Genomic DNA, 12,789 nt, shown 5'->3' on the forward strand with positions numbered 1-12,789 from the left:
AGCCAACCATCCCGCTGACCCGAGGAAAGTCCTTGCCCAACGATTTCAACGACGCCGTCATCGCCGAGTTCCGCGCGAACTCCGGCCAGGTGGGCGGTTTCTTCGAAGGTGCCCGTCTACTGCTGTTGACCACCACCGGTGCCCGCACCGGCAACCCGCACACCACCCCGCTCGGCTACCTGCCCGACGGCGACGGCCGGGTCCTGGTGATCGGCAGCGCGGGCGGCTCGCCCCGGCATCCCCAGTGGTACCGCAACATCCAGGCCAACCCCCTGGCCACCGTAGAGGACGGCGTGTTCACCTACGAGGCCAAAGCGACCATTGTGGACGGTCCAACCCGAGACGCCGCCTTCGCCCGAGCCGTGGAAGCCGACCCCGGCTGGGCCGACTACCAGGAGAAGGCGGCGGGCCGCGTGATCCCGGTCGTCGCCCTGGAACCGGCGGTGGCGGGACCACCCCCGTTCCGCTCGCTGGCCGATGCCCTCCTCCAGGTGCACGGCGCCTTCCGCCGCGAACTGCGCCTGATCCGCGCGGAGATCGCGCGGTCGGGGTCGGGGATCGGGGCGCAGTTGCGGATCACGTGCCTGTCGCTGTGCGCGGGCCTGCGCAACCACCACGTGGGGGAGGACACGATGGTGTTTCCCATGCTGGCCAAGCGGTACCCGGAACTCGCGGACGTGCTGGACCGGCTGGGCCGGGAGCACGAGCAGGTGGCGGCCTCGGTCGAGCGGCTGAAGGCGCTGCTCGAGGGGAACGGCGAGACCCTGCTCCCCGAGTTCGACCGCATCGCGGCGGAGCTGGAGGCACATCTGTCCTATGAGGAGGAACAGCTGCTGCCGCTGCTCTAGCCGGAGCCCCGGTCGCGGACGCCTGCCGGGTGGCGCGCTAGCGGAACAATCCATTCGACGCCAGGGCCACCGGCCGGACGGCTATGGCTGGCGCATTACCAGGGTGTGTCGCAGCGACCATTTGGGTCTTGGCTGTCACAGTGGAATTTCGCGGCGTAGCCCTGAATGGGCTAAACATCCCGGTTTTGCGACTGGAATCCTGCCGCCGCTCGAACGCCGAGGCCGACGCGGCGCTCGGGTTCAAGGCGCCCGCAAACGCCTTCGGCACCAACGGGATCCTCGTCTGCTCGGATGGCCTGCTGTGCCTCTTCGAGCACGTCAACGGCGGCGGCAGGCGGCTGCTGTTCAGCGACGAGTACTGGCACAACCTCTCCACCTGGACCTTCGACGAGCAGACTTCGTCGTGGTTCACCATGCAGGACGGTCCGCCGCTGTGCACCTCCGCCGCGGACCCCGGTGATCTGCAGGACTGGCAGTACTACAGCATCACCCTGAGCGCGTGCAGCGGTCAGAACTCCATGGGCGCGTGGAACGATCGCGCCACCAAGGTGCACGGCTGATGATGACCGGTTGGTGGCGCCGCGGACCGCGGCGCCACCAACCGGTCATCGGAAATCGGCGTGGACGTAGGTCTCGTATTCGATCACCGCGGGAACCGTCACGTTGAGCGAGCCCGCCGACGTGGTCAACAGCTGCTCGTTCCCGAGGAACTCGCCCGAATCCGGGGACACCAGAAGGGTGTACCGAGTCGGTAGTCCGGCACAGGCGGAGTCCATCGAGAAAGCCTCGGCGGCCCGGCCGATCCGGTCCGTTGTCGCGCCCTGGTAGCGGACGTCGGGTAGCCGCCCCAACAACTCCAGGGTGGCTGCCCGTTCGGGTGGGGTGAGGACGCGTTCGCGGAGGAGGTCGGTGACGGCGACGAGGGTTTTGATCGGGCCGATGTCGTCCGGGGGGTTCGGCCTGCGCGGGTACCGGTCCAGTTCCGCGACCGTCGACGGTGGCCTGCGGTCGCCGAACGACGTGGCTCGGCCGCCCGGCTGCCAGTTCTCGGAGCCGGTGCCCGCCCGGGGCGACGCCCAACCGCCGGGGTCCGTCCCGTTCTCGAACTCCGGTTCGGCCCACTCCACCTCCGTGCGACCGGAGCCGTCCGCCTCCCGCCAGGTGCGGTGGACCCGCGGCACCACGGCCGACAGCGTGAACCCGCCGGACACCTGGCTGTTCAGGTACCAGGCCCGCGTCTCCAGGTACTCGGTGCGCCCGCTCGTCGCGGGGGTGCCAGTTCGGTGCTGTGGGCGCGCTGACCACAAGCGGCGGGGGAGTCGCCCGCGAGCCCAGGGCGCGGTCGGGCTCGCGGCCTGCCCACAGCAGCAGACCGGTGGCGGCGACGATCACCGTGGCGCCCGCCAGGGACCAGCGTCCCGCCACCGGTGGCCGCGTGGGCTCGAAGACGAGGTGCGGCGGGTGCGGGCGGGCGCACCGCGGGCTCGTCGCGCATCGGGTCCAGGGGCTCAGCAGCTCGCGGATCAGGGTTCGCATCAGTGCACTTCCGGCGCGAACGACCCGTGATCGTTGATACCGACGTGTTCCAGCGCTCCGCACGGCCGCTGTCGTCCGCGCGTCGCAGAGGCGCACGGCGTAGGTCGGCTGCTCCTACGCGACCAGCCGAAGGACCTCTTGGTCGTGTTCGGCCGAGGACCAACCGGTCAACCGCCGTCTGCCTGGCCGCGAAACTGCCCATCCCCAGCACGAGCAGGCGGTGTCCGCTGCTCCAGCTGATTCGCGGTATCCGCTTGGCGGCGGGACATGCCTCCGCCCCCGGTATCCATTCCACCGAGGAGCACCGTCGCTTCCCGGCGAAGATGATCAAGCCTGTGGACTACCTCGCCGTGTGTCGTTCGTTCGGGTGACCGTTTCGCCGAGAGCGGAGAAGGTGGGGCTCTCCGGGCGCGTTGTCCACAGAGGCTTATTCACAACCCCGGGGTGAGTACCCGAAAGTAAGAGGTGGCGGCCCGTTTGAGAGAATTCAGTTACCACACCTGGTTCTCGAAAACGGACCGCCTCCATGTATCACACCACCGGCCTCGTGTGAGACCGTGCCGAAGAATTATGTGCTCTGATCCGCGAAGCCACCAGCGAATCGATTCGCCGGTGGCCGCCGGTTCTGGGTTTATACCGCTCCGTGGTGGTCACGTTGGCGTACTTGCGGCGGAATCGGGTTCAAGCGGAGTCGGCGGAAGCGTTCGAGGTGTCGCAGTCGACGATCGGTCGGGCGATCGCGGCGGTGACACCATTGTTGGCCGGCGTGCTCGAACAGTGCGTTCCCGCGGCTGACGATCTCGACGACCGCAACTCCCCCATAGTGGACGGGACACTGCTGCCGTGCTGGTCCTGGGCGTCCCGCCCCGAGTTGTTCTCCGGGACACACCGCACGACCGGGCTCACCGTCCAGGTCGCGTACACGCCGGACGGACGTCCGAGATGGGTGCTGGATCCTAGGCCGGGATCCCGTAACGACATCGTCGGCCTGAACGCCTCGCGGGTTCTCGACGGACGAGAGCCCAGCACCTGGCTCGGCGACAAGGGCTACATCGGCAGCGGCATCCTGACCCCGATCAGAAAACCCAGAAACCGCGAACAACCCGACTGGGAAGTAGAGTTCAACCGACACCACAACTCCATCCGTGTCGTGGTCGAACGCGCCATCGCCCAACTCAAAACATGGCGTGTTCTCCACACCGACTACCGGCGTCCCATCGACACTTTCACCGACACCATATCGGCCGTTATCGCCCTCTACTTCTACTCCGCTGAATAAGCCTCACAGGGTTGATCATCTTCAGCCGGAACTGTCGGTGCTCGCCACTAGAATGGATACCGGGGGCCGGAGGCGCGCGCCAGGGTCAGCTCGGCCAAGGTCAGCTCGGCCACGGCGGGTTCGGGATCTCGCGGTCGAGGGTCGGGGCGATCGCCGACTGGAACAGCTCCAAGGTGTCCCGGTGCTGCTTCCGCGTCAGGCCTTCCCGGTCCGCGCCCAGGTGCAGGACCTGGTGCCCGAACTCCTTGTGGTACCGACCGACCTTGTCGATGATCTGCTCCGGGCTCCCCACCAGCGCCGAACTGCGCTCGACGAAGTCCGCCAGCGAGTGGAACGCCGGCTCCACCCCGAGCCGCGTGAACAGGGCCAGCCGGGCCTCGAAGATCGGTCGGTACACGTCCAGCGCGTCCTGCGACCGCGCCGCCGCGTAGTACCCGGCCGTGCCCGCGCCGACGATCGCCTTCGACGGGTTGTGCCCGTGGTGCGCCCACCGCTCGCGGTAGTGGCGGATCAGGTCCGCGTACGGCTCGATCGGGTTCGTCACGTTCGCCGAGAACAGCGGATCCCCGTACCTCGCCGCCAGCTCCACCGACTCCCGGCTCGTCGCGCTGCCGTGCCAGACGCGGATGGGGTGCTGGAAGGGTTTCGGCCACACCTCCGCGTCGACCAGGGGTGGCCGGAACTTGCCCGACCACGTGACCTTGTCCTCCCGCCACAGGCGGCGGAACAGCTCGTACCCCTCGGCGTTGCGCTCCCACTGGTCTTCCGGGGTCACGTGGAACAGCTCGCGCTGGGCGTTGCCGTTGCCCTTGCCGATGATCAGTTCCAGCCTGCCGCCCGACAGGTTGTCCAGGGTGGCGTAGTCCTCGTAGGCGCGCACCGGGTCCAGCAGGCTCAGCGTCGTCACGGCGGTGAACAGGCGGATGCGGGAGGTGCGGGCGGCGATGTGGCTGAGCACCACCGGCGGCGACGACGAGATGAACGGCCGCTCGTGCCGTTCACCCACGCCGTAGCCGTCGAAACCCAGTTCCTCGGCCAGCACGGCGTTGTCGACGACGTCGCGCAGCCGTTCGGCGGGGCTGGGCTGGATGCCCGTGACCGGGTCCGCCGTGTAGGTGATCAGCGTGATCAGCAGGTACTTCATGCCGGGTCAGACCCCCAGGTGGTCTCGCAGCGTGTCGCCGCCGTACTCGGTGCGGAACACGCCCCGCTCCTGCAGCAGCGGGACGACGGTGTCGGCGAACTCGTCGAGCCCGCCCGGTGTGACGTGCGGTACCAGGATGAACCCGTCCGCCGCGTCCGCCTGAACCAGTTCGTTTATCCGCTCGGCGACCGTGGCCGCGGACCCGATGAAGTTCTGCCGACCGGTGACCTGGATGACCAGCTCGCGGATCGACAGGTTCTTCGACTCCGCGATGCCCCGCCACTCCTGCGCGGTGGCCAGCGGGTCGCGGTGCATCCGCACGCTGGCGCGGCCCCGCGCGATGGTGTTCTCGCCGTCCACCGGGTCGAAGTCGGGCAGCGGGCCGTCGGGGTCGTACCCGCTCAGGTCCGCGTTCCACAGTTGCTCCAGCAGCTTGATCGCGGTGGCCCCGCTGACCTGCTGGTGGCGCACCACGTCCGCGCGCTCCTGCGCGTCCGCGTCGGTGTCGCCGAGCACGAAGGTCGCGGCGGGCAGCACCTTGAGCTGCTCGTGGGTGCGGCCGTACTTCGCCAACCGCCCCTTGACGTCGGCGTAGAACGCCTGGCCCGCCTCCAGCGTGCCGTGCCGGGAGAAGATCGCGTCGGCCGACGACGCGGCGAACTCGCGGCCCTCGTCGGAATCGCCTGCCTGCAGGATCACCGGCCGCCCCTGCGGGCTGCGCGGCACCGGGAACCGGCCCGAGATGTGGAAGTGGTCGTCGCGGTGGGCGAACGACCCGGCGTCCGGGTCGCGCAGGAAGACCCCGTGCGCCTTGTCCACCGCGAGTTCGTCGCCGCGCCACGAGTCGATCAGCTCCAGCGCGGTCGACAAGAACGTCTTGGCCCGCGCGTAGCGCTGGTCCTGCGGCAGGAACCCGCCGCGGCGGAAGTTCTCGCCGGTGAACGCGTCCCACGACGTCACCACGTTCCACGCGGCCCGCCCGGCGGAGAGGTGGTCCAGCGACGCGAACTGCCGCGCCACCTCGAACGGCTCGTTGAACGTCGAGTTGATGGTCCCGGCCAGCCCCAGCTTCGAGGTGACCGCGGCCAGCGCGGCCAGCACGGTGAACGTGTCCGGTCGCCCGACGACGTCCAGGTCGTAGATCTCCCCGCCCTGCTCGCGCAGCCGCAGGCCCTCGGCGAGGAAGAAGAAGTCGAACTTCGCCCGCTCGGCTGTCCGCGCCAGCTTGACGAACGAGCTGAACTCGATGTGCGAGCCCGCCTCCGGGTCGCTCCACACCGTGGTGTTGTTCACGCCCGGGAAGTGCGCGGCCAGGTGGATCTGCTTGGTCATGTCAGCTCCTCTAAGCCGCGTAGCGGTTGGCGGGACGGGACAGGCCGAGCAGCCCGCGCAGGGTGTCGGCCTCGTAGGCGTTGCGGAACAGGCCCCGCGACCGCAGTTCCCCGGCCACGCCGCGGGTGATGCCGGTGAGGTCGTGCGGCACCGCGCCCGGCCGCAGCCGGAACCCGCTCAGCCCGGCAGCGTGCCAGTCGAGCAACAGGTCCACCAGGTCGCCGGGGGTGCCGGTGAAGACGTGGGCGTCGGAGCGGTACTCCGCGCCCGCCAGGTCGTCGAGCCGCTTCTTGTGGTCGCGCGCGGTGGCGGTCGTGCCGTCCAGGAACACCACGACGTCGCCGAACACGTGCAGGGTCTCCTGCTCGCGGCCCGCCTTGGCCTGCTCGTCGCGGATCTCGGCGACGGTGCGGGCGGCGTCGGCGCGGTCGGTCGGGGTCACGAACACCACGTCGGCGGACCGGGCCGCCAGCCGGTTCGGCACGATCGCGTGCGACAGCGTCGCCACCACGGGCTGCCCCTGCGGCGGTCGCGGCGTGATCGACGGGCCCTTGACCGAGAACCAGCGGCCCTCGAAGTCGATGTAGTGCAGCCTGTCCCGGTCGACGAACCGCCCGGTGGCCACGTCGCGGATCTCCGCGTCGTCCTCCCAGCTGTCCCACAGCCTGCGCAGCACTTCGACGTAGTCGGCCGTCTCGTCGAAGAGGTCGGCGATGTCGCTGCGCTGATCGCCGAGGTGCGCGTCGGCCAACCGGGGGGTCCCGATGTCGCGCCTGCCGAAGTGCGCGTTCTCCTGCGGGGTCCACCCGATCCGCACCCGCACGCCCGCGCGCCCGGTGCTCACGTAGTCCAGGGTGGCGATCGCCTTGGACAGGTGGAACGGCTCGGTGTGCGTCGCCACCGCGGTCGGGATGATCCCGATGTGCTCGGTGGCGGGCGCGATCCGGGCCGCGACCAGGACCGAGTCCAGCCTGCCCTGGACCCGGTCGGTGCCGTCGGTGGACGGGTTGAACGGGTCGTCCTGGAGGGCGAGCGTGTCCTCGAGGGTCACGAAGTCCAGCAGCCCGCGCTGGGCCTCGACGGCCTGGTCGAGCCAGAAGCCCGCGGTGAGCACCTGCTCCGGCCGGGCCTCCGGCAGCCGCCACGCCGCCGGGTGCCACCCGACCCCGTCCAACGCCACGGCGAGATGCGGTCCGCTCGTCACCGGCGGGCTCCCTTCCCAGAGTGTTCCCTGATCAACCTGACCGGATTGTGCGCCGGTCCGGGGACACCGGGCACGCACGGCCAGGTGGTGGGACGCCTGCCGGGGGCGGGAATAAAGGCGGGGCGCAAACGAAAGTCGGGTGGTCGCGCACGCGCGACCACCCGACTCGTCCGGCTTCTCCTACAGTGACAGACCCGCGTAGAGGTAGGTACCCGGGTTCTCGGGGTCGTCGACCAGCACGACGCCCTCACCGGGGCGCGGCACCGAGATCCGGGGCACGATGGTGCGCAGCCCGATCGGCCTGTCGTGGCCGTCGACGGACAGCAGCAGGTCGACGACCGGGTCGTGGTGCACCTGCGCGCCGGTGTCCACGACCGACTCCACCCGCCCGTACGTGCCCGGCACGCCCGTGGACAGCAACTGCTGCGCGGTCGGGCCGGACCGGGCGATGGTGACCGCCTGGCGCGCCGCGGCCATCTCCCACCCGGCCGCGTGGCCGCCCCCGCCGCTGAGGACCTTCTCCCGCCGCTCCTTGCCCTTGCCGAACCACCCCATGGGGCTCTTCCTCTTCCGCTCTCCACCCGACCGGTGTGGACACCTGGTCACTGTCGGAACAAAGCGTACGGTTACCTCTCCACGGCGGGATCCGGGGGGATACCGTTGTGGTGTACGACATATGGCCGGGTGGTGAACAGTGCTCGGTTTGTCCTGTGTGGAACCCGTTAACCCTTCACCGCGCCCGCCAGCCCGCTGACCAGCCGCCGCTGCACGAACACGAAGAACACCAGCACCGGGATGGTCATCAGGGTGGAGCCCGCCATGATCGCGCCCCAGTCGTTCTGGTCCGGTTTGACGAACACCTGCAGCGCCAGCGGCAGCGTCTGGTTCTCCGCCGCGGAGATGATGAACGTCTTGGCGAACAGGAAGTCGTTCCACGCGTGGATGAACGACAGCACGCTGGTCGCCACCAACCCGGGCGCCACCAGCGGGAACAGCACCCGCCACAGGAACCCGAACCGGCTCGCCCCGTCCAGGGTCGCCGCCTCCTCCAGCTCCACCGGCACCGCCGCGACGAACCCGCGCAGCATCCAGATCGAGAACGGCAGGCTGAACGCCAGGTGCACCAGCACCAGCGAGCCCAGGTGGTTGAGCCCGAACGCGGGCACCGACTGGCCGACCGAGCGCATCAGGAAGAACAGCGGCACCGTCAGCGCCTCCACCGGCACCATCTGCACCACCAGCAGCATGATGAGCATGGTCGTGCGGCCCTTGAACCGGAACCGGGTCAGCGCCGCCGCGGCGAGGAACGCGATGGCCATGCTCAGCACGACCACCGCCAGCGCCACGACCACGCTGTTGACGAAGTAGCGGCCGAAGTTCTGTACGGTCAGCGCCCGCACGAAGCTGTCGAACGTGGGGCGCAGCGTCCACGGCCGCGGTTGCGCGGAGATGATCTCGTCCTCGGGCTTGAACGCGGTCAGCACCATCCAGAACAGCGGGAACGCCACCACCCCCGCGACCACCACGGTGACCACCTCGGCCACCCCGCGGCCGCTGCCCCCGGTCCGCTTGACCGGTCGCCGCTCGACCCGGGCCGGGGCCGGTACCGCCGTGTCCACGCTCACAGTTCCTCCCCCGACCGGCGCAGCGCGCGCAGGTAGAACAGGGTGACGGCCAGCAGCACCACGGTCATCACCACGCCGATCGCCGCGCCCAGCCCGTACTCCGAGGCCGCGAAGGCCTGCTGGTAGGCGAACACGTTGAGCACCAGGTTCTGCCCGGCGATGCCGCCGCCACCGGTCATCACGTAGATCTGGGTGAACACCTTGAAGTCCCAGATCACCGACTGGATGGTCACCACGACCAGGATCGGCCGCAGCAGCGGCAGGACCACCGACCGCGCGGTGCGCCAGGTCGACGCGCCGTCGAGCGCGGCGGCCTCCAGCACCTCGCCGGGGATGGCCCGGATGCCCGCGTACAGGGTGATCATCACGAACGGGAACGAGCACCAGACGACCTGGGCGGCGACCAGCCCGAAGGCCGTCCACTTGCCGTAGGTCCAGGAGAAGCCGTCCAGCCCGAGCAGGTGGTTGACCAGGCCGAAGTTGGCGTCGAAGAGGAACAGCCAGATCGTCGAGCCCGCCACCGCGGGCGTCGCCCACGCGCCCAGCGCGGCCAGGAACAGGCACATCCGGGCCCACGGCCGCACCCTGGTGGCCAGGACCGCGAGCGCGGCACCGACCACCAGGGTGGTGACGACGCAGACGGCCGCGAACCCGACCGTCTGCGCCAGCACTTCCCAGAACCGCGCGCTGCCCAGCAGCTCCTCGTAATTGCCCGCGCCGAGGAACTCCAGCGGCGCGCCGCCGCTGACCTGCTCCTGCCCGTAGTCGAAGAGCGAGATGACCACGAGCTGGTACACCGGGTACGCCAGCAGAGCGCCCAGCACGAGCAGGGCGGGCGCCAGGTAGCCCAGCGCGGTCCGGCCCTGCCCGCGCGCGGCGGGCCCCGCGGTCACGAGCCGAAGGCCGCGTTCATGGCGTCGGCGGCCGACTTCGTCGCGGCGTCGACGTCCTTAGTGCCGCGCGCGACCTCCTGGAGCATGGTCGGGACCACCGCCTGCGCGTCGATCTTCGCCCAGGCCGGGGTGTTCGGCACGAACTTGACCCCGGAGGCCAGCGTGTCGGTGAACGGCTTGATCGCGGGCACCGAGTCGGCCAACTCGCGCTGCAGACCCGAGAAGGTGGGCAAGTTGCCCATGGCGTCGAACATCTTGCGCTGGTACTGCTTGCCCGCCAGCAGTTGCGTGAACTCGAAGGCGAGCGACCGGTGCTTGGTACCCGAGAGCAGGCCGAGCAGGTTGCCGCCGCCGAACGCGGGGGCGATGACGCCGGGGGCCTTGCCGGGCAGCGGGACCACGGCGTACTTGCCCGCCGCGGCGCTGGCGTCGACCGACCTGCGGTTGAAGTCGCCGCCGATGGTCATCGCGGCCTTGCCCGCGCGGAACGCCTCCACGCTGGCGTCGCCGCCGTTCCCCGCGCACTGGGCGGGCGGGCAGATGTCGTCGCGCAGCAGCTCGGTGTACTTGGCCACGCCCGCCTTCGCCTGCGGGGAATCGATGGCGGCGGTGAACTTGCCGTTGAGGCTGGTGGCGAGCTCGCCGCCCTCACCCCACACGAACGGCAGCGCGCCGTAGGTGTACTTGCCGCCGACGGAGATGCCGAGCAGGTCGGGCTTGGCGGCCCGGATCCGGCGGGCCAGCGGGGCGATCTCGTCCAGTGTGGACGGTGGTTTGACGCCGAGTTCGGTGAAGACGTCGGTGCGGTAGTAGAGCGCGCGCACGCCGATGTACCACGGGATGGCGTAGACCTTCTTGTCCACCTTGGTGGCGTCGAGCGCGGCGGGGAGCACGTCGTGCACGTCCTCCCAGTTCAGCGCCTCGCCGCTGATGTCGGCGAGGCCGCCCGCGGACACGTACCCGGCGAGGTCGGTGTTGCCGAACTCGGCCACGTCCGGCGCGCTCGCCGGGTCGCTGAACGCGGCCTTGAACCGCTCGGCGCGGGACTGGACCTGGATGTACTGCACGTCCACGGTCACGCCCTGGTGCTTGCCCTGGAACTCCGCGACCGCCTCCTGGACCACCTTCTCCTTGGCGGCGCGGTTCACCTCGTCGAACAGCCAGACCCGGAGCTGGCCGGTCCGCTCGTCGCCCGCGGGCTGGGCGGGACCGGACTGCACGGGCGCGCAGGCCGCCAACGAGACGGCCGCCGCGATCCCGGCTAACCACCGTGACTTCCGCATCTCTCGACCCCGTCCTGAGTGTTGCGCTGCACGCAACATTCGTTTCATAGAGAGCAACGTGTGGGCGATGGTAGAAGCGCGGTGCGGCCGTGGCAAGGTCTGAACCATTCGGACCAGTGGCCGGTGATTCCCCACCGGTCCTTTCCGGACGGTGCGGGCGGTATCGCGGGCCGCGCGCGGGCACGCGGCCCGGCGAACGGGTGGGAACGCGAAGAACACCACCCGCCGCGGCGGGTGGTGTTCCGGTGGGGCGGGTGGTGACTAGTTCTTGGCGCGGTCGCCCATCAGGCTCCGCAGCTGCTCCTCGGCCCACTGGTCCTCGGCGATCTCGCGCTCGGTGGCCCCGATCCCCACGGCCAGCAGGGAGAGCGCGGAGAGCACGCCGAGCACCATGGCCAGCGGTCCGAAGAAGGAGAACGCCTCGAGGCCCTGCACGTCCGAGGCACGCGCGCCGGTGACCTGCCCGACCTCCATGGCGGCCATGCCGACGTAGTGCATGCCCGACACCGCCACGCCCATGATCAGCGCGGCCCCGGCGGTGGCCACGATGCCCCGCACGTTGGAGGTGGCCCACAGCGCGGCGGTCGCGGCGACCACGGCGATCACGACGGACAGCACCACCAGACCCGTGTCGTAGCCGACGTGGGCGTTCATCGCCATCGCGGAGATGCCCAGGTAGTGCATCGAGGCCACGCCGACGCCGGTGATCGCGCCCGCGCCGATCAGCCGCGGCCAGGTCGCCTTGCCGCGCGCCACCGACCAGAGGCCGATCCACACGATCCCCACGGCCACCGCGAGGCTGATCATCGTCCGGAACAGGTCGTAGCGGATCGGGGTGCCGTCGACGGAGAAGCCCATCATCGCGACGAAGTGCATGGTCCAGATGCCGGTGCCGCCGATGGACACCGCGCCGAGCGCGAGCCAGGCCTGCTTGGGCAGCCCGATCTGGGCCCGGGCGCGCTGCATGCTGAAGAGGCCGAGGGTGCAGCCGAGGCAGGCGATGAGGTACGACAGGACGGGTGTGACCGCCCCGACGGAGAAGTGGTGAACGTGGTCCATCAGCCATCTCTCCTGTTTCGACCCTCAAGGCAACTTCGGGTGAGCACATCACGCTGCGTGCCTGTTGACCAAGGCGCGCGGGTGCGAGATGAGTCATGTTGATTGTGGTCTGAACAGGGATTATTGCGCCGCGCGCGGGATGGTTGAGCTTGGTCGCTGACCCGACGTGACATTGCGGAGGGTGATGAACCGTCGAGAGTGTCTCACTGTTCGCAATTCTTGCCCGCCAGGAAGGTTCCGGTTTCGCCGAAACGGTCGAGTGTGGCCATGTCCTGGCGACACGCCCACAAGATGTGGGTGCGCTGGCGGGCCGGCACCCCTATGTATTGTGTCCCGCAGCTGGTTCGACCGGTCCGCCAGATCGGTCGTCGCAAGAGGGAACCCGGTGTGAGTCCGGGACTGCCCCGCAGCGGTGAGTGGGAACGGAAGCCGTCACGAAGCACTGGACCCCGGGTCCGGGAAGCGATGGCCGGTAGGCGCCGATCGGCACGCCCACGAGTCCGAAGACCTGCCAGCACCCCGGCGCGCGTCCGCGCGCGGGTGTCCGCGGCCCCGAGGGAGGGTGGGAGGACGTGGCGGTCGCGCG

At 69.8% G+C, this 12,789-nt stretch carries 12 protein-coding genes and 1 riboswitch; of the genes, 3 read left to right on the forward strand and 9 right to left on the reverse strand.

What is annotated here, in order from left to right:
- Positions 1 to 32 precede the first annotated feature (32 nt).
- Positions 33 to 848 (forward strand): nitroreductase/quinone reductase family protein, encoded by an 816-nt coding sequence (locus CLV40_RS02525; RefSeq protein WP_104476444.1) that lies wholly within the window; start codon positions 33 to 35, stop codon positions 846 to 848.
- A gap of 185 nt (positions 849 to 1,033) precedes the next feature.
- Positions 1,034 to 1,408, forward strand: a complete 375-nt coding sequence (locus CLV40_RS02530; RefSeq protein WP_104476446.1) for a hypothetical protein — start codon at positions 1,034 to 1,036, stop codon at positions 1,406 to 1,408.
- A gap of 45 nt (positions 1,409 to 1,453) precedes the next feature.
- Here the strand turns inward: CLV40_RS02530 and CLV40_RS02535 are convergent, their stop codons facing one another.
- Entirely contained in the window at positions 1,454 to 2,032 is a 579-nt protein-coding gene (locus tag CLV40_RS02535) for a hypothetical protein (RefSeq protein WP_146107902.1), read from the reverse strand.
- Positions 2,033 to 3,030: 998 nt separating this feature from the next.
- Here CLV40_RS02535 and CLV40_RS02540 point away from each other — a divergent pair.
- Positions 3,031 to 3,663: a transposase gene (locus CLV40_RS02540; RefSeq protein ID WP_245930967.1), complete on the forward strand. Its 633-nt coding sequence runs from the start codon at positions 3,031 to 3,033 to the stop codon at positions 3,661 to 3,663.
- A 100-nt stretch (positions 3,664 to 3,763) separates the two neighbouring features.
- On the opposite strand, the gene CLV40_RS02545 is transcribed toward CLV40_RS02540, so the two are convergent.
- The 8 genes from CLV40_RS02545 to CLV40_RS02580 all read right to left on the reverse strand — a co-directional run bounded on the left by CLV40_RS02545 (position 3,764) and on the right by CLV40_RS02580 (position 12,203).
- A complete protein-coding gene (locus CLV40_RS02545) occupies positions 3,764 to 4,807 on the reverse strand; it encodes an LLM class flavin-dependent oxidoreductase (protein WP_104476451.1) in 1,044 nt (347 codons plus the stop codon).
- Positions 4,808 to 4,813: 6 nt separating this feature from the next.
- Positions 4,814 to 6,139, reverse strand: a complete 1,326-nt coding sequence (locus CLV40_RS02550; protein ID WP_104476452.1) for an NtaA/DmoA family FMN-dependent monooxygenase — start codon at positions 6,137 to 6,139, stop codon at positions 4,814 to 4,816.
- Positions 6,140 to 6,149: 10 nt separating this feature from the next.
- Complete coding sequence (locus tag CLV40_RS02555; RefSeq protein ID WP_104476454.1) at positions 6,150 to 7,343, reverse strand: LLM class flavin-dependent oxidoreductase; 1,194 nt, start codon at positions 7,341 to 7,343, stop codon at positions 6,150 to 6,152.
- Positions 7,344 to 7,523: 180 nt separating this feature from the next.
- The gene (locus tag CLV40_RS02560) at positions 7,524 to 7,898 is read right to left on the reverse strand and encodes a hypothetical protein (RefSeq protein WP_104476456.1); all 375 of its coding nucleotides are present in this window, start codon (positions 7,896 to 7,898) and stop codon (positions 7,524 to 7,526) included.
- A 167-nt stretch (positions 7,899 to 8,065) separates the two neighbouring features.
- On the reverse strand, positions 8,066 to 8,887 hold the full coding sequence (locus CLV40_RS02565; RefSeq protein ID WP_104476786.1) for a carbohydrate ABC transporter permease: 822 nt from the start codon (positions 8,885 to 8,887) through the stop codon (positions 8,066 to 8,068).
- Positions 8,888 to 8,964: 77 nt separating this feature from the next.
- A complete protein-coding gene (locus CLV40_RS02570; protein ID WP_104476457.1) occupies positions 8,965 to 9,861 on the reverse strand; it encodes a carbohydrate ABC transporter permease in 897 nt (298 codons plus the stop codon).
- Positions 9,858 to 11,144, reverse strand: coding sequence for an extracellular solute-binding protein (locus CLV40_RS02575; protein ID WP_104476459.1), 1,287 nt, complete (start codon positions 11,142 to 11,144; stop codon positions 9,858 to 9,860). The genes CLV40_RS02570 and CLV40_RS02575 overlap by 4 nt, the downstream gene beginning before the upstream one ends.
- 261 nt (positions 11,145 to 11,405) lie before the next feature.
- On the reverse strand, positions 11,406 to 12,203 hold the full coding sequence (locus tag CLV40_RS02580) for an MHYT domain-containing protein (protein ID WP_104476460.1): 798 nt from the start codon (positions 12,201 to 12,203) through the stop codon (positions 11,406 to 11,408).
- Positions 12,204 to 12,526: 323 nt separating this feature from the next.
- A riboswitch (cobalamin riboswitch) is annotated at positions 12,527 to 12,733 on the forward strand.
- Positions 12,734 to 12,789: the final 56 nt, after the last annotated feature.

Source organism: Actinokineospora auranticolor (assembly GCF_002934265.1).
Classification (GTDB): domain Bacteria; phylum Actinomycetota; class Actinomycetes; order Mycobacteriales; family Pseudonocardiaceae; genus Actinokineospora; species Actinokineospora auranticolor.